The organism is Porphyromonas sp. HMSC077F02, from assembly GCF_001815465.1.
GTDB lineage: Bacteria > Bacteroidota > Bacteroidia > Bacteroidales > Porphyromonadaceae > Porphyromonas_A > Porphyromonas_A somerae.
Genome location: NZ_KV820686.1, coordinates 21293 through 42629, shown reverse-complemented (window position 1 = coordinate 42629; position 21337 = coordinate 21293). Strand labels below are relative to the sequence as shown.

Below are 21337 nucleotides of genomic sequence, written 5' to 3'. Positions count from 1 at the left end.
GGGGAAGCTTGGGTTATTAGGCCATGAAACCCCTCCGGGGTTTTCACCTTAATTAAAGTACCTCCGTAAGACGTTGCAGGATTGAGCAGGGCCTAAGAATAAGGTAGAAATTTCACACCGTATACCATAATAATATTCGATAGGCCAACTAGACAAAAACTGAGATGCAACAAAGCAAAAGCTTAGTTGCATCTCGCTGATCGGTTAGTTGCAACTCGTCAATTGCTTAGTTGCATCTCGTCTAACGCAAAAATAGACCCCTGTATATCAATTAGTTACAAAGGGCATTTTTAGCCTTTTTATCTTTACTCTGCCTCCTTCGCTTTATGGCCGAAATGGAGGTCGGGCATCTTGCCCTTGCCGCCAGAAAGGGGCACTGGGGTGCCCACCACATATTTCATGTAAAAGTGGTAGCAGATCATCGTGAGGGGTAGGGCAAAGAGCATTCCGAAGAACCCAAATAGCGAGCCCCACACGGTGAGCGAAAGTAGGATAGCTACTGGGTGAATTCCTAGGGACTGACCTTGGATAAGAGGGGTCAGGAGAACTTGCTGCAGTGCATCGCTCAGCACAATCACCCCCACACCAGCGAGTAGGAGGATAAAGAAGTTATCGCCCGTCATCACCGACTGTAGCCCTACCAGTATCACGAGTGGGAGGTAACCCAAAGTCTGCATATAGGGGATCATATTGAGTAGCCCTATCAAGAGCCCGAGGGTAATCCCCATCGGCAGACCAATGATATAAAAACCTACCGCCATCACCACACCACAGATCATCGCAATCAGTGCTTGGCTACGAAAGTAGGCATTGGCATAGTGACCAGTTACTTCGCCCAGCTCTTCTACAAATGGGCGGATGCTCACCGGCATCATCTCCATAAACCCTTTCTGTACCTTCTCATAATCGAGCATCAAAAAGACCAAGTAAAAGAGAAAGATGTAGATCACCGCCGCACCCGCAAGGAGGTTAAAGGTACTCTCTATCAGCCCCCATCCCTTCGTGAATATCTGTTCAATAGAGCCGAAGAGCTCCTGCATATTGATGCTGCCCATAAACTCCTCTAGCTTCTGGATCAGCTGACTGCGGGTAGAAAGCTCCTCCGGTAGCAAGCTCAGCAGGTAGGCACCGATATCATAACGCTTCAGCATCTCCCATCCCTTACTCACCTCATTGGTGATGCTTGGGATAAGGATGGCGAGCAGACCTACCACCAGCCCAATCGTCACGAGTAACACAATCGTGGTGGAAATCCACCGCTTGCGTATCTTGCACTTATCCTCCAAAAAGTGGAGTAATGGTAGCATCAGGTAGGCGAGCAGCCATGCAATGATGAGTGGCATCAGGAAATAGCTGAGGCGGGCAATCAACCATACCAAAGCGGCTAATATCAAGAGACCGAAGCCGATACGAGCAATGCGATCCCGTGTAAAAGGGGTCCGAAAGAACTCTTCAATTTGTCTTGGTTTCATAATTAAGAAGGGGTCACCCCTATTTTGGTTATCTTTGCACAAAGATAGATAATTATGACGAAATACCGACCAACATTCCACAGACTACGTAGCATCACCCTCATGCTACTGCTACTCCCCTTTGCTACCAAGGCACAAGGGGTCAAGACACCAAGCGAACCAGCCGCTCTAGCACGCTCCTTTTGGACCCTCTCGATACAAGAGGCAGAGAGTGGCAAAGAGCTGGTAGGCATACGGAGCCATCACCTAGCTACCCCCGCGAGCACCATGAAGCTAGTCTCTACGGCTACCCTTTGGAGCCAAAGAGGTGGCGGGCTACGTATCCCAACAGAGATACGCACCGCTGGCACTATTGCTCAAGGGAAGCTGGAGGGTGACCTCTATATTGTAGGGCATGGCGACCCCTCCATAGGCTCAAGATACTTTTGGAATAGCGACCAAGACCACTTCTTCAAAGAGGTGGCCAAAGCCCTTAAGGCAAAAGGGATCACCCAGATCACTGGCAATATCATTGCCCTCTCGCCCTCGAGTGACTTCCAAGCTCAGAACCCTCGCTGGCTCGCCTATGATATGGGTAATGCCTACGCACCTGGCTTCTGGAGCCTTAATGCCTACGACAATAGCTACTCCCTCCACTTCACCAAGCATGGGGAGAGCTACTACACCACCCCCACCGTGCCTCAGCTCGAGCTACGGAAAGCCTACGAAGTGACCTCTAGCAGCCACCGCGACTCTCTCTACATCTCGGCTTTTCCTCACCCCGATGGGAGCTACGATATCACAGGCACCTATCCTCAGCGGGTAGAGAAGCTGCGGATCCGTGGTGCCCTCCCCAATCCCCCTCTTTTCGTCGCCCACCACCTACGGGAGGTGCTCAAGGCACAAGGCATCACCACCCAAGGCGAGGCACAAGTGGATCACCAGCTTCCTGCGGGAAATCAGCTTCTCTACACCTACCAATCGGCACCCCTCCGCACACTTGCCCAGACTACTCTACACTATAGCCTCAACCTTTTTGCCGAGGGGCTACTACAGCAACTCACCTGGGGCAAAACTCCCCTCCCGGGGCAGAATGCCACCCAAACGGCCGTCAACGAGGTACACCGCTACTGGACCAGCCGAGGCATCAATACCCGCGAACTCGAGATGATGGACGGCTCGGGGCTTTCGCCCGAAAATAGGGTCTCTGCTTACTTCCTCGCCACTATGCTCGGGAAGGTACACAGAGCCGATCCCTCTGGTAGCTACCAAAGTCTACTTCCACGTGCTGGGATGGAGGGCACCCTCGTGCAGTTTCTCAAAGGCACTCCTCTTCAGGGCAAAGCCCGCCTCAAGAGTGGAACCCTCCGCAATGTGGTCTGCTATGCCGGCTATGTAGAAGTGGGTGGCAAAACCTACACCGTCGCCCTGATGGTCAATAACTTCTACGGCAAAGCCTCTACTGTCCGCAAGGCGATGGAAGAGGTACTCCTCGAGGCCTTCGGCTACTAAATATAAGTAAGTAAGAAAGATTGAATAGATTAAAACAATAAGAACCAATTACATGACTAGAAACTCTTACCAGCAACTAGCACTAACGTTAGCACTCTTATTCGTCGCTACCCTATCGGGCTGTAAGTCGGCACAGATCACCAAACGAGCCCGTGCCGAGAAGGCTCCTACCACCTCCTCTGAATACCAAAAGATCACAGGCCATGAGCAGTACGCAGCATCTAGTGAGGAGCTATTTGGGATCTACCAAAAGGAGGGGAAGTACTACTTCGATATCCCCACAGAACTGATAGGTCGAGATATGCTCATCGTCAATCGCATCCTCACCGTGCCCCCACAGCTCAATGAAGCGGGCATCAATAAAGGGATCAATTACGAGAATACCCTCATTCGCATGGAGCTAGCAGAGGATAAGAAGCAACTCGTGATCCGCCATATTCAGCCACAGCCCAAGGCACCTGAGGGAGATAAGCTCCTCCTCTCCATAGCCGAGAACTTCGTCTCCCCTATTATGGGAAAGCTGAAGGTGAGTAGCTTCAGCAACGACAGCACATCGGTATTGGTGGAGGTGACCAAGCTATATGACGGCTCCTCAAAGCTATTTAATAACCTCTTCGACCTCATCAGCGTAGGCGGTAGCCCTGATACAGAGCTCTCTCAAATCAAGCGAGCCACTGCCTTCAAGAATAATATCACCGTGGTTTCGGAGCTCACCACCAAGGTGGTAGAGCTACGCACCCCTGTATACCTCACGGTAGAGGTCGCCTCCTCCATCCTTTTGCTCCCAGAGCAACCAATGGCAGGGCGCTACCTAAGCCCTAGGGTGGGCTACTTTACAGTGCCTGTGAGCTACTACGCCGATGCACAGAATAGCATCACTCACCGCGAACTGATCACCCGCTGGAGGTTAGAGCCCTCGGATAAGGAGGCCTACCTACGTGGCGAACATGTAGAGCCGGTAAAGCCCATTGTCTTCTACATCGACCCCGCCACTCCCGAGCGGTGGAGGAAGTATATGAAGCAAGGGATAGAGGATTGGCAAGTGGCTTTTGAGCGAGCCGGATTCAAGAATGCCATCATCGCTAGGGAAAGCTCGGAGGAGATCAATCCCGACGACCTCAGCCACTCCTCCATCACCTACATTGCATCAGAGATGAAAAATGCCATGGGGCCCTCTGTCTACGACCCCCGCAGTGGCGAGATCATCCAAGCCGATATCATCTGGTGGCACAATGTGCTGGAGATGCTACGTAACTGGCTCATCTTACAGACCGGAGCACAAAACCCCGAGGCAGCAAGCTGGGACCTACCTGAGGATCTACTCGGTGACGCGATGCGCTTTGTCGCCTGCCACGAGGTGGGGCACTCTCTAGGATTACGGCACAATATGATCGCCTCAAGTGCCTATACCATTCAGCAATTGCGCGACCCACAGTTCACCGCCCAAAATGGTACCGCCCCCTCCATTATGGACTATGCCCGCTTCAATTACATCGCACAGCCAGAGGATGGTGTCACCCACTTCTCTCCAGAGATAGGGCCCTACGACCTACTCGCTATAGAGTATGGCTACCGCTGGTATGGCGAAGGGGGTGCACGCAGTGAAGTGGCAGCACTACAGCAGTTACTCGCCAAGCACACCGGTCCACTGTACCGCTATAGTGAGGCTCAGGATACCCGCGATGCCATAGACCCTAGAGCTCAGACCGAGGACCTCGGTGACGACCCTGTGGCGGCCTCCACGCTTGGCATTGCCAATCTCAAGCGATTGATGCCTCAGCTCCTCAAGATCACTAAGAACCAAGACCCTCACCAAGGGTATCGAGAGGCGGGAATCCTCTACAATGCCTTGATGAATCAGTGGAATACCTTTATCTACCACCCAATGGCACTGATCGGAGGTATTTACCTTGAGGAGACAGATCGCTCACAGCAGACTCAGAATAGCTACCACTTTGTGCCAAAGGAGAAGCAGAGAGAGGCAGCGGAGTTTTTGATCCGTGAGAGTATCATCGCTACCGACTGGCTATTCAATGCCCCACTCCTACGCTATACCTTCCCCATCAAGAGTAGTCCGAGTGGCTATATTGAGCAATCCCCTACGCTGGTTCTGAAGAACGCACAGAGCTATATATTTTGGGATATGCTCTCCGATAACCGTCTCATACGTATGAGCGAGAATGAGTACATCCATGGGGATAAAGCCTTCAAGGCTACGGAGCTGACCGATATGCTCTACAAAGCAGTATTCGGAAAGAGTGAGCGAGGAGAAGCACTGGACGTACGTGACCGATTTGTACAGAAAGGACTGGTAGATGCACTGCTACAGAGTGTCTCCACAAGTAAGGTAACTAAGAAAAATAGCCTTGCCCTCACAGATGAAGAGGCTCGCTTTGCCACAGAGTCGGTAAGGAGTATCAACTTCAATGGCTCCCTAGCCGATCGCATCTCCGACGCCATCTCTATCAAGAGAGAGCTACTCCTCAGGATACGCAAGACCATCGGCCGACAGAGCCAGACCAAAGACCCTGCCCTCAGAGGACACTACCAGGATCTTATCATCAGAATAGATAATGCCTTAGAGCAATAACTCAAAGACCAAGTAAAACATGAAAAGAATACTAGCACTAGCTTTATTGCTACTCGCTACACTACCACTATCGGCACAGCAATTGCGTACCATCAGTGGTAAGATTACAGAGGCCGGCACCAATGAACCACTCATAGGGGCCAGTGTCTTTATCGCACCTAGCCAGACCCAAGCTAAGGACTACAACCCTCAAGGAGTGGTGACGGACATAGACGGAGACTACAAGTTTACACTCCCCGCCTCGGTAAAGGAGGTAATCGTAAGCTTCATAGGCTTTAGAGAGCAAGTCATCACACTTACTCCAGGGCAAAATGTCTACAATATTGTCCTCGAAGAGGATAGCCAAACTCTAGGAGAGCTAGTGGTGACTGGCTACCAAAAGATAGAGAAGCGCAAACTGACCTCCTCTATCACCACGATTGATGCCGATGAGATAAAGCAGGTAGGGGTGCCAAGTGTGGACCAAATGCTCCTCGGGCAAGCCGCCGGTGTGGTGGTAACGCCTATGTCGGGTGCTCCTGGTGCACAGGCTCAAGTACGTATCCGCGGTACGGTATCACTGAGTGGTTCCTCTGAGCCACTTTGGGTACTCGATGGAATCCCACTTGATGGCGATATGGTACCGAAGAATATTGGCGACCAAGATGTCCTAGACCAATTACACAATAGCTCAATAGCAGGGCTTAATCCGGCCGACATTGCCGATATCACGATTCTTAAGGACGCAGCAGCAACGGCTATCTATGGGGCTAGAGCCGCCAATGGCGTTATTGTCATCACCTCCAAGCGTGGTAAGGAGGGGAGGATGCGCATCAACTTTAATGCCGATGCCTTCTTTACTGCTCGCCCTGATGGCTCTCGACTCAACCTCCTCAATAGCGATGAGAAGGTGTCCCTGGAGCTGGACCTCCTCAAAAACCCACTTCACTCCTATCGCTCCAATCATGGCGATGTGGCTCGGATCATAGAGGCAGCTGGGCTCACCGACGCATACAAAGCAGAGGGGCTCTCGGCACTGACTCCAGAAGTGGCTCAACAAATAGATGCCCTTAGGGGGAAGCAGACCGACTGGTTTAAGGAGATCTACGAACCAACATTCAACCAACAATATGGACTAAGTCTCTCTGGAGGTACCGAGCGATTTAATTATTACACCAGCTTCGGCTACTACGATGAGAAGGGAACCACCAAAGGCACCGCCTTTAAGCGTTACAACGTCACAGCCAATACCGACTATAAGCTATCAGAGAAGGTCACCGTGGGGCTCAGCTTATTTGCCAATCAGAACGACCGCACCTCTTATCTCGCCGAGAGTGAATTCTCCAATCCACAGCGATATACCCGCAATGTCAATCCCTACAGAGAGCTCTACGATAGTGAGGGCAACTATATATACGACCCCGATGTCACTCTCTCCGACGACAAGCAGATCCCCTTCAACTACATGGAGGAGCTCAATAACACCAATTACACGCTCAAGAATCAATCCCTTAAGGCGGTGGCAGACCTAGAGTGGAAGATTCTGCAACCCCTTCGCTTTACTAGCCAACTGGGCATTCAGATAGAGAGCAATACCACTGAGAAGAGTGGCACAAAGGAGTCGTTCTTTGCTCGCAGCTATCATAATTCAGCGCTGTACAAGGGTAAGAGCTTCTTGCCAGAGGGTGGGATTATCCAAAACTGGCACGACTCCTTTTTCCAATACAATTGGAAGAATCAGCTATTCTACTCCCAACGATTCCAGGATCGCCACGACCTTGACGTAATGGCTGGTATAGAGCTGAGACGCAATAATACCACTGGCATTCACTCTAAGGGCTTTGGCTATGATGAGCGTACGCTCACCACTAAGCCGATAGTATTCCCCGAGGGACTTTCGGCCTCCACGTCCAACAACGCCAGATTTGCCCCTTACCGCAAGCAGATCTATGAGAATGCCTTTGTCTCCTTCTTCTCTACCCTCTCCTACACCTACGACAATCGGTACACTCTCTTTGCTAGCTTACGCTACGATGGGTCGAACCTCTTTGGGGTTGATCCGAAGTACAAGTACCTACCTCTTTGGTCGTTCTCAGGTGCATGGAACGTCAATCGTGAGCAGTGGATGCAAGGCCTCTCTTGGCTCTCTAACCTGAAGCTAAGAGCCTCCTATGGTATTCAAGGTAATGTGGATAAGAATACCTCGCCCTTCGTGAAGGGTGAGTGGCGTACCACCTCCTTCTTTAACGGTGTCAATGAGGATATCATCACCGTGCTCTCTCCCCCTAATCAAAAGCTGAGATGGGAGAAGACCACCACCACCAATATAGGTCTGGACCTTGGGCTACTGGATAATCGCATCTCACTGATTATGGACTACTATTACCGCAATAGTGACGACCTGATCAGTGTCCGCAGTCTACCGAGGGAGAATGGTTTTGACTTCGTTAACCTCAACTGGGGTGAGGTGGAGAACCGTGGTTGGGAGTTGGCACTTTCCACCACCAATATCAAGACAAAGGATTGGACCTGGACCACTACCCTCAACCTTTCGCAAAACCGCTCAAAGGTACTGAAGTACAATGTTCGCGATAATGACTATACGCCATCACTCGAGGGGTATCCTGTCAATGCCTTATTTGTAATTCCAACCGCTGGAGTAGACAAGAATGGACTGATGACCTTTAGGGGCGCCGATGGTGAGGTGAAGAATTATCAAGAGCTATTCAACCTCTCAAAGGGGGCCTTTGGTGATGTGATCGGTAATATCACTCCGGCAGAGTACCGAAACCTCTTCCGCTATGTGGGCGACCGTGACCCAAAGCTGACTGGTGGCTTGAGTAGCACGCTTCGGTACAAGTCGGTGGATCTATCGATCTACTCCAACTTCTTTATCAATCGTTGGGTGACCCGTGCTCCGTTCTACCATCCTACAAAGGTGGATCCAGGGGTGAATTATACCCGCGATATCCTAGATGTATGGAGTCCGGATCATACTTCTGGCCAATATCCAAAGCTACTCGGTAGTGGCACCACCACGGAGATGGAGGAGTACGCACGGGAGTGGATGGGAGGTTACGATCCAGCTAGCACCTACTCTTACTACGATATTTGGGCAAAGCGGATCAGCTACTGGCGCTTCAGCAGTATCCGACTAGGGTACACGCTCCAAGGCGAGGAGGTAGGAAGTGACCTCTTCCAGCAGATGCGTCTGACCGCCGAGGTACGTAATCCATTTGTGATTAGTAGCGACTACTCGGGCTATTTCGACCCTGAGACCTACGGAAATATTTACTCACAGCCAGTGGCACGCACCTACTCGGTGGGTATCAATATCACCTTTTAATAGTAACTCAAGCATATGAATAAGCAACTAAAATACTTACCAATACTACTGCTACTCTCGATGCTCTGGAGCTCGTGCGACAAGTACTTGGATATCGTGCCTCGTGGGCAGGTGATTCCGGAGACGACGGAGGAGCAGCGAGCTCTACTCAATCAGGGCTACAATGCCTTTCCACGCCACAAGGAGCTACTCACGATGCGTGGACTGCAGGTGACCCCGCATATCGACCCTTATGGTCTCTCGGGCTTCCCCGCCTACCGCAATATCTACACGTGGCAGGACGGAGCGGATACTAAGGGGCAAACGGAGGAGTATACCTATGGGAGCTTCTACACGGTGATCTTTTACTGCAACTCTATTATCCAAGAGGTAACCCCTAAGGATGAGGTGCTGTCGCAGATCGTAGGGGAGGCTTATCTCCTACGCGCCTATGCCTACTTTGAACTGACCAATATGTATGGTCCTAAGTACAGTGAAGGGGCACGCAATACTAAGGTGGTGCCCATCAATGGCACGATAGATATTGAGCAGACCTTCCCGAAGGCGACGCTTGGCGAATTGTACGACCAGATTGAGGCGGACCTCAAGCAGGCGGAGAAGTACCTCAACACGATTCAATGGAGTGAGCCAAGGTACAAGTACCGGGGCTCTAGAGAGGCACTCTTTGCCATCGCTTCAAGGGTATCGCTCTACAAAGGGGAGTGGTCGGAAGTGCTAGAGGAGTGCCAAAAGGTACTAGGGATCAGCAAAGAGCTGGTCGACCTTAATCAGGGCGATGCAAAGGAGTTCTTGCTACCTACCCACTACCAATCTGCAGAAAACATCTGGGCATTGGAGGAGCTATTCGGTCAAGCCATCCGTGAATTTGCCTTTGTGGAGCAGGGGTACTTTGATAGCTTTACAGAGGGCGACCTTAGGAAGAAGTACTACTTCACGGAGCTCACGGATATGAATACGTGGGAGTCTAAGCCTGGGCAGAATAAGATACAAGGGAAGGACTACCGCCCTACAATCCGCCGAGCAGAGATCTACCTCAATGCTGCAGAGGCAGCAGCAAGGCTGGGCAAGGCGGAGGAGGCCAAGCAATATCTCTCTGCCCTCCTCACGAAGCGATACACGGCAGAGGCTCTGGCAACCCGTATGGCGGAGCTACAGCCCCTCACTGGAGAGGCTCTGGTGCAAGAGATTCTACTAGAGCGCCAAAAGGAGCTAGGCGTAGAGGGTCATGAGTGGTACGACTACAAGCGGACAACTCAGCCAGCACTCTCCAAGGTGGTAGAGGGTAAGGAGTACCATCTCCAGCAAGGCGATGCTCGCTATGTACTCCGCATTCCGCTTTCAGCTCAGGAAGCTAATCCCCAGCTAGTTGAGTAAACAGTATACAGAAGATAGATAGAGAGGAGCACCTTGAAGGTAAAAAATTGGATAGGTACCCGAGTATTGTTCCTTTAGTCCTGTGAGGAGGCTTCCATTCGGGGGGCACCGCACAGGACTAAAGGTTTAAAGTCAACATAAAGCTGGACTAACAACAATGCAATCGTCAGGGGGGAAACACTCCAATTATCAAAAAATAGGTATCTTTGAGGCGTAAAACAAAGGATACCAATTGAATGGACGACCAAACAGTAAATGCTATCCGTCTGGTAGGCTATGTGGGGAAGGAGCCCAACATACGGTGGTACGACCCTACCACCTGTGCTGTACGCTTCTCACTCGCCACACATGCCCCTACCCATCTCACCGAGGAGGCACTGGAGTGCAGTGGAGAGGTGACCGACTGGCATAGGATTATCTGTTATCGGGCACTCGCAGAGGAGGTAGGTACCAAGCTACTCCCTGGGGATCTGGTGGAGGTATCGGGGCGGCTGACCTATACACGTAGCTACAATAAGCAAGGGCAGTTTACCACGCATACCTTTATCATCGCCAAGGAGATCACCCTTCTTAAGAGAAAGGAGGTGGCCACTACCACTCCAACGGAGAAGAAGGTACAAGAGCGATACGGCCACCTCTTTGAGGAGCTAGAGAAAAATCCCGATGGGCTACCCTTTTGATTGAGCACACAACCGCTAATAATATAGACCAATAGATATTTTGGACGACCCGAGTTATTTATCCAGTTTATTCGAAGGTGTAGTGACCTATCCCATCACTACACCAGTGATCATTGCACTCATCCTGGCACTTATTTGCTTGGTATTGAGTGGTTTCTTTTCAGGCTCGGAGGTGGCCTTTTTCTCACTCCGCCCCAAGGATATTGAGCAGCTCGAGGATAGCTCAGAGAAGCGAGAGAAGCAGGTGCTAGAGGCACTTGCCAATTCGGACTACCTACTCGGCACTATCTTGGTGATGAATAACTTCGTGAATATTGCCATCACCATGCTCACGAGCTATGCCGTGAGCCGACTCTTTGACTTCGGCGAGGCACAGACTTTGGGCTTTATAGTACAGGTGATCGGTATCACCTTTTTGGTCCTCCTTTTTGGTGAGATTATCCCGAAGGTCTACTTCCAAAACCACGCCCTTGCGGCTACGAAGTTTATGATTGGTCCGCTCCGACACCTGATGAAGGTGACTCAGCCAATCGTCCACCTCCTAGTGAAGATAGGAGCCGGAGCCACTAAGCCCTTTATCAGTAAGGAGAGCAAGGTGACGGAGAGCGATCTCGAGCGGGCTATTGCTCTGACCACCGACGACCAAGAGGAGCAGCAACTCCTCCATGGGATTGTCCGTTTTCATCGCAAAACAGTCAATGATGTGATGACTCCCCGTATGGATATTGTAGCGGTGGATCTGAAGGATAGCTTCCAAGATGTGAAGGCACTGATTGTGAACAAAGGGTACTCTCGAATGCCTGTCTACGATGAACGGATCGACAATATCAAGGGAGTCCTCTATGCCAAAGACCTACTCTCGCACCTCTCGGAGGGCGATGACTTTGCGTGGCAACCGCTGATTAGGGAGCCTTTCTTTGTGCCGGAGAGCAAGCGGATCAATAGTCTATTGGAGGAGTTTAGGACCGAAAAGATTCATCTCGCCATAGTGGTGGATGAATTTGGTGGCACTAGCGGACTAGTGAGCATGGAGGACCTACTCGAGGAGATCGTGGGGGAGATTGAAGATGAATACGATACCGATGAGGAGGTGCTCTACACGGAGCAACCCGATGGGAGTATTCTATTCGACGCCAAGATAGGGATTGTGGACTTCCTGCGTATCACCAGAGTGCCCGACTACAAGGAGATCGAGGAGGAGATGGAGGAGGTGGACACCCTTGGTGGAATGCTACTGGAGGCAAAGGGCGACTTCCCGACGGTGGGTGAGGAGATCTATATCCGCAAACACCGCTTTGTGGTGCGTGAAATGGGGCGCCGGCGTATTAGCAAGGTGCAGTTTTATCCCGACACTGAGGGCGAAGCAGAAGTAGAGGAATGAGCCCGAAGGTGCTGATCTTTCTCACGCCGATAGAGCAGAAACTGGAGCGAGGAGAGGCGGTGCAAAGGGCGAAGCAACGGGTACTTTCCTCTCCTATTTCATATACTACTAAGGGGCGACCAAGGCTGGAGGAGCACCCCGATTGTGCCCTCTCAATCTCGCACTCACAGCACTGGCTGGCGGTGGCTATCGGACCGCTAGGAACGCCACTTGGCATTGATGTAGAGGAGAAGGTTCAGCAGGCTGAGCGGACCTTGCCTCGCTATAGTACCGCTGAAGAGCAAACCCTTCTAAAGAAGTACGGACTTCCACCAATACAACTCTGGACCGCCAAAGAAGCGGTCTACAAAGCCCATTCGGAGCAGCTTTCCAAAGGCATCAACCAGATAGAGATGGTCTCCCCTACCCTCTGCATCGCTACCACCGACAGCGGAGAGCAGTTGCCTCAATCCGTCCATTCCCAATACCTATCAATAGAAAAGCTCTACCTCACCGTCGCCACCGACATTGAGATAGAGCTCCGAACCGTCTAAATTCAAAGGATAAGGACCTCCTTGGAGGTCCGATTTGTTGTAGCCCCCGTGTCGGAGGGCATAGCCCGAACGACCGGGGGTAATAGACACCATATATATAAAACGACCCCTTGCGGGTCGGACAGCCTTTTCTAGGATTACTTGTCCGACCCACAAGGGGTCGTAAGATAACGCTCCTCAATTTCTCCCCCATTCATCGGGCTACGCCCTTGAATGGGGGCTACGACAAATCGGACCTCTGCGAGGTCCTTTGCAGTGGAACCCAGCGTGCAAAGTCGTTACTTCAGTGGGTTTTCGCCGAGGAAACGCTCCGCCGTCATCGCAGCTTTACAGCCACTACCCGCAGCGGTAATCGCTTGGCGGAAGTGAGGGTCAGCCACATCACCAGCAGCAAAGACGCCTTCTACATTGGTATTAGGCATACCGTCCTTCGTGAGGATATACCCCTGCTTATCGAGCTCAATCTGACCGCCGAGGAAGTCGACATTAGGCTTGTGCCCGATGGCGAGGAAAAAGCCTTGGACTGGTAGGTCATAACGCTCCTCATTCGCCTCGCCCTTGTTCTTCACCACATGGACACCAGCGACACCATTCTCCCCATAAAGTCCTTCGGCCTGTTGCTTCCAGAGCACCTCAATATTCTCCTTCTTCAGCACACGGTCCTGCATCACCTTTGAGGCACGTAGCTCATCACGACGCACCATGAGGTAGACCTTCTTACAGATCTGAGAGAGGTAAAGAGCCTCCTCGCAGGCGGTATCTCCACCACCTACCACAGCCACATCCTGACCACGGTAGAAGAAACCATCGCAGGTAGCACAACCGCTAACGCCCATACCCATATACTTCTGCTCATCGGGCAGACCTAGGTACTTGGCACTAGCACCAGTGGCGATGATGATGCTCTCGGCAATAATCTCAGAGTCGCCACCATTGATCTCCACCTTAAACGGACGCTTTGAGAGGTCGAGTTTTGTCACCTCACCATCACGCATATCGGTGCCGAAGCGCTCCGCCTGCTTCTTGATATCCATCATCATCTGAGTGCCATTCACCGCCTCGGGATAGCCGGGGAAGTTCTCCACATCAGTGGTAGTGGTCAATTGCCCGCCTGGCTGCATTCCCTCCACTAGCACGGGAGAAAGATTGGCCCTTGAGGCATAGATCGCCGCAGTATATCCTGCTGGTCCGCCCCCTATGATGAGTAGCTTCGTCTTGATTGTTTCCATATCTCTATATCTTATTAGTCATTAAACAGTTACCTTAAATCTATAACCGTCACCCCTGGGAGTTTGTTCGCATCAAAGCGAAAGAAGCCCTTCTGCTTCATCTGAGCCGTGGCACTCTGCCGTAGCTTAGTCACCTTCAGCACAATCGGCACCGATATACTCCTCTGTTTCACCCGCATAGAGAGCGGTTCGCACTGGCTATTGAGGTGCACCTCTAGCCACTCTATCTCCTCCTTCTGCTTAGGGGTCGCCTTAATGGTCGTCACCGCCCCTGTGGTCGACTCCTTGAGGTTAAAGGTCTTGGCAGAAATACGGTTAAGGTTTAAGAGAGGATTGAGCTCCAGTAGGTCCTCCTTATAAGGCTGGGTGAGATTGACCTCCCCATTCTGCGGAATGTAGACCCACAGGTTGCCCCCTTGGTGCCACGCACGTATCGAAGGGCTCTCCAGACAAAAGTCCTCGCCTAGTGCATAGTAACTCCCCTGCTCACTATCCTCCCCAATCGTCAGCTGATACTCTATCTGTAGCCCTTTAGAGGCATCTAAATATCGCTTTGCTTTTTGTAGCGTCTGCTCCTGTGCTTCGGCCGAAAAGGCGAGTAACAGCGGGAGCAACGCTAGTAGCCATCTCTGTATCTTCATCATCATTACTTTCTATTTTCCTCAAAAAACTGCTCCAACTGCTCCTCCGTAGTGATAAGAAGCTCACGTGGTTTATTGCCATCAGCACCCGAGATAATACCCGCATGCTCCAACTGGACCATAATACGAGACGCACGGTTGTAACCCACTCCAAATATCTGCTGAATGTAGCTCGCCGAAGGGCGGTTATCCAGCACAATCCTACGGGCGGCCGCCTCAAAGAATTCGTCCCAATTACTAGGATCTAGTTCGCCAGTAGCCAGAGAACCAGCGAGGTCACTACCCTCAGGCTTCACCTCTGGTAGTTCGTACGCCTCCCTAAACCCTCTCTGGTCAGAGATAAACTTCACCAAACTATTCACCTCAGGGGTATCTACAAAGGCACACTGCACACGGGTGAGGTCGTTGCCCGTAGTGAAAAGGCTATCCCCACGGCCAATCAGACGATTAGCCCCTTGAGCATCTAGGATAATCTTAGAATCAATACCCGAAGAGACCTTAAAGGCGAGGCGACCAGGGAAGTTGGCCTTAATGGCACCGGTAATAATTGACGCCATGGGTCGCTGCGTAGCGATAATCGCATGGATACCCACCGCTCTCGCCTTCTGTGCCAAGCGGGTGATAGGTGCCTCGATCTCCTTACCTCCCGTGAGCATCAGGTCACCATACTCATCGATGATCAACACAATGTAGGGGAGGAACTTATGCCCCTTCTCCGGATTGAGGAGCCGTTGCTTAAACTTCTGATTATACTCCTTGATATTCCTCACATGCGCCGACGAGAGTAGCTCATAGCGGTCGTCCATCTCCACACAGAGCGATTCCAGCGTCCCTTGCACCCGCTTAGGGTCGGTGATGATCACCTGATCCTCATTGGGTAGCTTCGCCATATAGTGCTTCTCAATCTGACGATAAGGGCTAAACTCCACCATCTTAGGGTCCACCATCACAAACTTCAGCTCCGAGGGGTGAAGCTTGTAGAGCAAAGAGGTGATAATAGCATTCAGCCCCACCGACTTACCTTGCCCCGTTGCTCCTGCCACCAAGAGGTGCGGTGTCTTGGCAAGGTCAAAGACAAAGACATCATTGGTGATCGTACGCCCGAGCGCCACTGGCAAGGCCGCGGTACTCTCGGCAAACTTCTTGGAGAGAATCACCGAACGCATACTCACCACCTGAGGCTTTTTATTTGGCACCTCCATACCGATCGTCCCCTTGCCCGGCATCGGTGCAATGATACGAATCCCCATCGCCGAAAGGCTCATAGAGATATTATCCTCCAGCCCACGGATACGAGAGATATGGATGCCCTCCTCTGGCACCACCTCATAGAGCGTAATGGCAGGGCCCACCGTGGCACTAATCGACTTAATCCCTATTCTGAAACTCTCCAGAGTAGTGGTGATCAGCCGCTTATTCTGCTCTATCTCCTCGGTATCTATCTCCTCATTTTGCTGCTCATACTTCTTGAGGAGGTCGGCCGAAGGCATCTCAAAGCCCGCCAGTTCTAGGGTAGGATCGTACTCCCCCTGTTCCTCCACCAGTTGCTTGGCACGTAGCTCGGCACTGGTCACCTCGTCCTGCATGCTACGATTGTCCATCACCACCATATCCACCCCATCTCCCGCTTCACTCCTGTGGATGATAGGGTCAGGCCGAGGCATCGGAGGTGCTGGTGCCTCCTCTGGCTCCAAGGTAATCGTGGTAGGGGCTTGAGGCGTCTCTTCCTCTTCCTCCTCCGCCAATTCACTCGTTTCAGAAGGGGCTACATAGGGGTCCTCAGGGATATCCTCAAGGAGCTCTCCCTCGTCATCGCCATCGTCCACTGACTTATTGCGTCGGAACCACGATAGCAACCCCTTTCGCTTAGGCGCCTCGTCACTCTTCACACCAGTGCGCTTCGCCTCTGCCCAACGGTTGTACTTGGCACGAATCCCCTGGAAAAATAGAAATTGCACCAGCAAGAGGGTCAGGATAATCACCAGCCAAAGGCCAAAACCTCCTACCCTCATCTCTAGCCAAACCCGTACCGTCTCCCCCAAAATGCCACCTGGGTAAAAGAAAAAACTAGCTGCGATAGGGCGGAATATAGTAGCAGAGAAGAGCGACGACCAAAAGGTAGCAATCGTGGAAAAGATGATCAGCTTCGGGTAATTGACCTTGGCAGGCCCTAGCAAACCAAGACCCATAGCAAGGAGAAGGATGATCACAAAAATCACTCCCAGACCTACCCACTCATTCACCATAAGATGCATCAGATGCATCCCTACCACCCCGCTGCTCCCCTGCATCGCCTCGGCCTGAGCCGCCACATCGGCAAGGTCGGGATCGAGCAACACACTCTGGTCCGCAGACCCCTCAAAGAGATAGGTGACAAAGGCATAGAGCATAAAAAGACCCAGACCAAAGAGTAGCAAACCAATGGAGACGGGGAGCATACGCTCCTTACCCATCATGCCCCTGAAGAAACGACCTGCTCGCTCCCTCAGACTACCCCCTAGTTCAATCTCTTCACCCGACCGACTACGGCGGTTCTCCACCGGTTTCTCCCTAACGATCCTCTTCTTGCTCATCAACTCAATACAATAATATTATACTCTGCAAACTTACCCAAATCCTAGCACAATAACCCCACCCCCGCTCCGCAAAAAAGAGGCAACGCTACGCATTAGAAAGGTCTTACCGTAAAGTATTCATAGGTGTGACTATAGGTGAGGACCCCGGCTGAGGGGTCCGTGTTAAATAGGCACAGGTCAAGGCACGCAGTGCCGAAGACCTGTGTATAACGATGAGCAAAACACCCCTTCGACCCCGGCTAAGGGGTCGGACAACCCTATCTAGGTCTGACCCCTCAACCGGGGTCATTGAGGTAGGGAATATGCTCTTACACACAGGTCGTTCGGGGCTTTGCCCCTCCGACCTGTGCCTATTTAAGAGGGACCTCTGCCGAGGTCCTTTCTCGTAGACAACTCACTAAAGATCATACGATAAGGTCTTTCTAATGCGTAACCCCTGCAATTAACATCCACGGATAAATCCATACCACAAATAAGGGGGCTGATGGTCTTCGTACAACTGCCTAAAAAAGCAACAGCAAAGTGGTCAAAAGTTTAGTTGCAACTAAGCAATTGCTTTGTTGCAACTCGGCATTTGCTTAGTTGCAACTCGCCGATCGCTTAGTTGCAACTCAGTTTTCTATTTTATATGGTATTGAATATCAGTTTGTTATAAATTGGATTTTTGGGTCACTACTTTCTCCTATTTTATAGGGTCATTAACTTATGCATTAGAAGGTTTTTACCGTATGGTTTCTAGCGGGAGGGCTATGAGTAAGAACCTCGGCAGAGATCCGATTTGTTGTAGCCCCTTGTCGGAGGAGCGAAGTTCCGAACGACTAGGGGATGAGAAATGGCACATGTATATACTCGATCCCTTCGGGTCGGACAATATGACCTAGGACACTTAAACTAATCCTAGAATAGGTTCTCCACCCACAAGAGTTCTTGGGCTATTATCGACTTATTTATCACCCATGAAAGCGGGGTTGAAGAAAGATGTAATAAAAGAGCACAAGCCATGGAAATAAAACACCAAAGACCTGTGCACAACGAAACCCAAGTTCGCACAACTAACTAGCGTAATATGTACCACCTACACTTTACACGTGCGACACTTCAACAAGTACACATGCGATGGAATTCGCACGTGAAAAGAAATCAGTGCCCTGTAATCAAAGCAGATGCGCTGACCATATAATGGTCCAACATTATAAAGCAGAATTAGTACTGCCTCTTTCCATGCAATAGGTCTAGAAGTCCCTTAAGCAATTTAATCCATACTTGATCATTATTCTCCAGAAACGAATCGTCTCCGGCAGTTCTTTTTCTTTTCCCTGTAATTAGGTCCTTGCTCCACTTGCCATCAAATTTAGCTCTTGACATAATTTATCGCTTTTAAGTTATCAATATTAATTACCCTTCAAATATAATCAAATAAATTAAAACAAAAAAGTGCTGACGCTATCAAAATAACCTACTTCAACAACGCCGCTCTTTGACTACATTATGATGCTTAAAATAAACATAGCCTACGAAAAAGAGGAGGCAGAGTGTATAAAATTTTGGGATAAGGATGATTAATATGTAAAAAAAACAGAAAGAACACCTACGCCCTGAGCGAAACAGGTGGGGATTAGGTGATTAATTAGAAAAGTGGTAACTTCGCTATCAAAATCAGAGGAACAGTATGGAGGTAGACGAACGATACGAGCGGGAGGACTTAGCCGAGGCACTGAGGGTGCTGGAGGCGGGTGGGGTGATCCTTTACCCTACCGATACGATTTGGGGCATTGGTTGTGATGCGACGAACGAGGAGGCGGTGCGGAAGGTCTTTGAACTAAAGCACCGAGCGAGTGCCAAGGCTCTGATCTCTATTGTAGATAGCTCGGCCAAGTTGCAAGGGCTTATGAAGGAGGTGCCTGAGATCGCTTACGACCTGATTGAGGCAAGCCCCACCCCACTCACGGTGATCTACCCTGGGGTGCATGGATTGGCACCCAACCTTTTGGCAGAGGATGGGAGTGCGGGGATCCGAGTGGTGGAGAGTGAGCCCTTCTGTAGGGATCTTTGCCTAAGATTTAAGAAGCCAATTGTGAGCACCTCTGCCAATGTATCGGGAGCACCTAGTCCGGCACACTTCGGAGAGCTCTCTCAAGAGATACTCGAAGGGGTGGACTATGTAGTGAAATATCGACAAGGCGATAGGAGGCCTGCCACTGCCTCGAGCATTATCAAGCTGGAGGTGGATGGACAATTCAAGGTACTAAGATAGGATGAGCAAGGAGCATAAATCGGTGCTAAAGATTTTGGAGTGGCGCGAAAAGCACATTCCAGAGCAGATCTTTATCCTGATACTTGCCTTCGTGATTGGGGTGCTCTGCTCCTTTGCAGCTGCGATCCTAAAGGGGTCGATCCATTGGATTGCGGACCACGCAGCGTCCTTCTCCGAGGTCGACGACCTCTATATCGGTTACCTGATCACGCCGGTGGTGGGTGTCTTCGTTACCTACCTCTTTGTGAAGTACATTGTGCGTGATGATATCAGCCACGGCGTCACCAAGATTCTCTATGCCCTTAGCCAGCGTAAGAGTCGGCTGAAGCCACACAATATGTGGAGCTCTATTGTCGCCTCTTCTATCACCATTGGTATGGGTGGTTCGGTAGGTGCAGAGTCGCCTATTGTGATGACTGGTTCGGCGATCGGGAGCAACATCGGTCGCTTCTTTCACCTAGAGCATAAAAACCTAATGCTCCTCTTGGGGTGCGGTGCAGCGGGGGCGGTAGCGGGGATATTCAAGGCACCGATCACGGGACTTATCTTTGTGGTGGAGGTGCTGCTGATGGACCTCACCCTCACCTCTGTACTACCGCTACTTATCTCCTCGGTAACCGCTGCCTCTTTCTCTTACCTGATCTTTGGTACCGAGGCACAGTTTGCCTACGAAGCGACAGAGGCCTTTACACTCGGTAGGATGCCGTGGGTGATCGTACTAGGAGCTCTTTGCGGACTCGCCTCGCTCTACTTCACCAAGATCTCCTTTGGGCTGGAGCGCAAGCTCAAAGGGATGACACACTATTGGGAGAGGTTTCTGGTCTGCGCGGCGATCCTCAGCACGCTAATATTTTTGCTTCCCCCACTCTACGGTGAGGGGTATAACTCTATCAGCACGCTAATTAGCGCCGAGCCACAGCGGGTCATGCAAGGCTCTTTCTTCGAGAAACTAACCGGCACCACGTGGGCACTTCCCCTCTTCTTGACATTAGCGGTACTGGCAAAGGTATTTGCCACAGTGGCGACCAATGCGGGTGGTGGAGCCGGCGGTGTCTTTGCGCCTAGTCTCTTTGTGGGTGCGTTGGTGGGCTTTGCCTTTAGCTATGTAATGAATATCTCGGGTCTCAATATCTACCTTCCTACCGACAACTTTGCCCTCATGGGCATGGCGGGGGTAATGGCAGGGGTGATGCATGCCCCGCTGACGGGTACCTTCCTCATCGCTGAGCTGACAGGTGGGTACAATCTATTTCTCCCCCTTCTGGTGGTCTCCACCACGGCCTATGGTACGATTAAGCTCTTCCTACCCCACAGTATCTACTCGCTACGGTTGGCGGAGGAGGGGAAACTGCTGACGCACAATAAGGATAAGGCGGTGATGACGCTGATGCAAGTGGATCACGTGATTGAAAACGACTTTAGCATCCTTTCGCCCGACATGACGCTGGGCGATACGGTGCGTATCTTTGGCGAGAGTAAGCGCAATATTTTCCCGGTGGTGAATGACAAGGGGCGTATGGTGGGGATGGTGCTACTGGATAATATCCGCAACATCATGTTCCGACCCGAGCTCTACGACCGCTTCAAAGTGGCGACCTTTATGGTATCTCCCGAAGCACGTGTGGTGGTGGGGATGAGTATGGATGAGGTGATGAAGCTCTTTGATGATACGAGGGCTTGGAACCTCCCTGTAGAAGACGAGGAGGGGAAGTATCTCGGCTTTGTCTCTAAGTCGCAGATATTCAACCAATACCGCGAGGTACTGAATGATAACTTTGGAGGAGATTAAGA

Annotated in this window: 14 protein-coding genes; 9 read left to right on the top strand and 5 right to left on the bottom strand. The window is 51.1% G+C overall.

All coding sequences use genetic code 11. The annotated features are described in order from the left end of the window. Nucleotides 1-305: 305 nt before the first annotated feature. A complete protein-coding gene (locus HMPREF3027_RS08085) occupies nucleotides 306-1472 on the bottom strand; it encodes an AI-2E family transporter (protein WP_070707980.1) in 1167 nt (388 codons plus the stop codon). A 54-nt stretch (nucleotides 1473-1526) separates the two neighbouring features. Between HMPREF3027_RS08085 and dacB the strand changes: the two genes are divergently transcribed. The 7 genes from dacB (at nucleotide 1527) to HMPREF3027_RS08050 (ending at nucleotide 12846) form a co-directional block, all read left to right on the top strand. Beyond that, nucleotides 1527-2963, top strand: coding sequence for a D-alanyl-D-alanine carboxypeptidase/D-alanyl-D-alanine endopeptidase (dacB, locus tag HMPREF3027_RS08080; RefSeq protein WP_070707978.1), 1437 nt, complete (start codon nucleotides 1527-1529; stop codon nucleotides 2961-2963). A gap of 52 nt (nucleotides 2964-3015) precedes the next feature. Continuing rightward, entirely contained in the window at nucleotides 3016-5553 is a 2538-nt protein-coding gene (locus HMPREF3027_RS08075) for a zinc-dependent metalloprotease (protein WP_070707975.1), read from the top strand. A 19-nt stretch (nucleotides 5554-5572) separates the two neighbouring features. Further along, nucleotides 5573-8878: a SusC/RagA family TonB-linked outer membrane protein gene (locus tag HMPREF3027_RS08070; RefSeq protein ID WP_070707974.1), complete on the top strand. Its 3306-nt coding sequence runs from the start codon at nucleotides 5573-5575 to the stop codon at nucleotides 8876-8878. Nucleotides 8879-8893: 15 nt separating this feature from the next. After that, entirely contained in the window at nucleotides 8894-10252 is a 1359-nt protein-coding gene (locus tag HMPREF3027_RS08065; RefSeq protein WP_070707972.1) for a RagB/SusD family nutrient uptake outer membrane protein, read from the top strand. A gap of 236 nt (nucleotides 10253-10488) precedes the next feature. Next, nucleotides 10489-10932, top strand: a complete 444-nt coding sequence (locus HMPREF3027_RS08060) for a single-stranded DNA-binding protein (protein WP_070707970.1) — start codon at nucleotides 10489-10491, stop codon at nucleotides 10930-10932. A 40-nt stretch (nucleotides 10933-10972) separates the two neighbouring features. After that, the gene (locus HMPREF3027_RS08055; protein WP_070707968.1) at nucleotides 10973-12313 is read left to right on the top strand and encodes a hemolysin family protein; all 1341 of its coding nucleotides are present in this window, start codon (nucleotides 10973-10975) and stop codon (nucleotides 12311-12313) included. Beyond that, nucleotides 12310-12846, top strand: coding sequence for a 4'-phosphopantetheinyl transferase family protein (locus HMPREF3027_RS08050; protein ID WP_070707966.1), 537 nt, complete (start codon nucleotides 12310-12312; stop codon nucleotides 12844-12846). The genes HMPREF3027_RS08055 and HMPREF3027_RS08050 overlap by 4 nt, the downstream gene beginning before the upstream one ends. A 278-nt stretch (nucleotides 12847-13124) precedes the next feature. Here the strand turns inward: HMPREF3027_RS08050 and trxB are convergent, their stop codons facing one another. The 4 genes from trxB to HMPREF3027_RS09635 form a co-directional block, all read right to left on the bottom strand. Beyond that, the gene (gene trxB, locus HMPREF3027_RS08045; protein ID WP_021902783.1) at nucleotides 13125-14075 is read right to left on the bottom strand and encodes a thioredoxin-disulfide reductase; all 951 of its coding nucleotides are present in this window, start codon (nucleotides 14073-14075) and stop codon (nucleotides 13125-13127) included. A 29-nt stretch (nucleotides 14076-14104) separates the two neighbouring features. Then, a complete protein-coding gene (locus tag HMPREF3027_RS08040) occupies nucleotides 14105-14722 on the bottom strand; it encodes a hypothetical protein (protein WP_246830566.1) in 618 nt (205 codons plus the stop codon). After that, nucleotides 14722-17289: a DNA translocase FtsK gene (locus HMPREF3027_RS08035; RefSeq protein WP_070707964.1), complete on the bottom strand. Its 2568-nt coding sequence runs from the start codon at nucleotides 17287-17289 to the stop codon at nucleotides 14722-14724. Before HMPREF3027_RS08035 ends, HMPREF3027_RS08040 begins: the two co-directional genes overlap by 1 nt. Before the next feature lie 1206 nt (nucleotides 17290-18495). Beyond that, the gene (locus HMPREF3027_RS09635; protein WP_168165887.1) at nucleotides 18496-18657 is read right to left on the bottom strand and encodes a hypothetical protein; all 162 of its coding nucleotides are present in this window, start codon (nucleotides 18655-18657) and stop codon (nucleotides 18496-18498) included. A 304-nt stretch (nucleotides 18658-18961) separates the two neighbouring features. Between HMPREF3027_RS09635 and HMPREF3027_RS08030 the strand changes: the two genes are divergently transcribed. Together HMPREF3027_RS08030 and HMPREF3027_RS08025 are read left to right on the top strand one after the other, a co-directional pair. Continuing rightward, nucleotides 18962-19546: an L-threonylcarbamoyladenylate synthase gene (locus HMPREF3027_RS08030; RefSeq protein WP_070707962.1), complete on the top strand. Its 585-nt coding sequence runs from the start codon at nucleotides 18962-18964 to the stop codon at nucleotides 19544-19546. Nucleotide 19547: 1 nt separating this feature from the next. Beyond that, complete coding sequence (locus HMPREF3027_RS08025) at nucleotides 19548-21335, top strand: chloride channel protein (RefSeq protein WP_070707960.1); 1788 nt, start codon at nucleotides 19548-19550, stop codon at nucleotides 21333-21335. Nucleotides 21336-21337: the final 2 nt, after the last annotated feature.

What these genes read in the sequence shown, in the direction of transcription:
- HMPREF3027_RS08085 (WP_070707980.1), bottom strand. Translation starts at nt 1,472, where the DNA reads ATGAAACCAAGACAAATTGAAGAGTTCTTTCGGACCCCTTTTACACGG.
- dacB (WP_070707978.1), top strand. Translation starts at nt 1,527, where the DNA reads ATGACGAAATACCGACCAACATTCCACAGACTACGTAGCATCACCCTC.
- HMPREF3027_RS08075 (WP_070707975.1), top strand. Translation starts at nt 3,016, where the DNA reads ATGACTAGAAACTCTTACCAGCAACTAGCACTAACGTTAGCACTCTTA.
- HMPREF3027_RS08070 (WP_070707974.1), top strand. Translation starts at nt 5,573, where the DNA reads ATGAAAAGAATACTAGCACTAGCTTTATTGCTACTCGCTACACTACCA.
- HMPREF3027_RS08065 (WP_070707972.1), top strand. Translation starts at nt 8,894, where the DNA reads ATGAATAAGCAACTAAAATACTTACCAATACTACTGCTACTCTCGATG.
- HMPREF3027_RS08060 (WP_070707970.1), top strand. Translation starts at nt 10,489, where the DNA reads ATGGACGACCAAACAGTAAATGCTATCCGTCTGGTAGGCTATGTGGGG.
- HMPREF3027_RS08050 (WP_070707966.1), top strand. Translation starts at nt 12,310, where the DNA reads ATGAGCCCGAAGGTGCTGATCTTTCTCACGCCGATAGAGCAGAAACTG.
- trxB (WP_021902783.1), bottom strand. Translation starts at nt 14,075, where the DNA reads ATGGAAACAATCAAGACGAAGCTACTCATCATAGGGGGCGGACCAGCA.
- HMPREF3027_RS08040 (WP_246830566.1), bottom strand. Translation starts at nt 14,722, where the DNA reads ATGATGATGAAGATACAGAGATGGCTACTAGCGTTGCTCCCGCTGTTA.
- HMPREF3027_RS08035 (WP_070707964.1), bottom strand. Translation starts at nt 17,289, where the DNA reads ATGAGCAAGAAGAGGATCGTTAGGGAGAAACCGGTGGAGAACCGCCGT.
- HMPREF3027_RS09635 (WP_168165887.1), bottom strand. Translation starts at nt 18,657, where the DNA reads ATGTCAAGAGCTAAATTTGATGGCAAGTGGAGCAAGGACCTAATTACA.
- HMPREF3027_RS08030 (WP_070707962.1), top strand. Translation starts at nt 18,962, where the DNA reads ATGGAGGTAGACGAACGATACGAGCGGGAGGACTTAGCCGAGGCACTG.
- HMPREF3027_RS08025 (WP_070707960.1), top strand. Translation starts at nt 19,548, where the DNA reads ATGAGCAAGGAGCATAAATCGGTGCTAAAGATTTTGGAGTGGCGCGAA.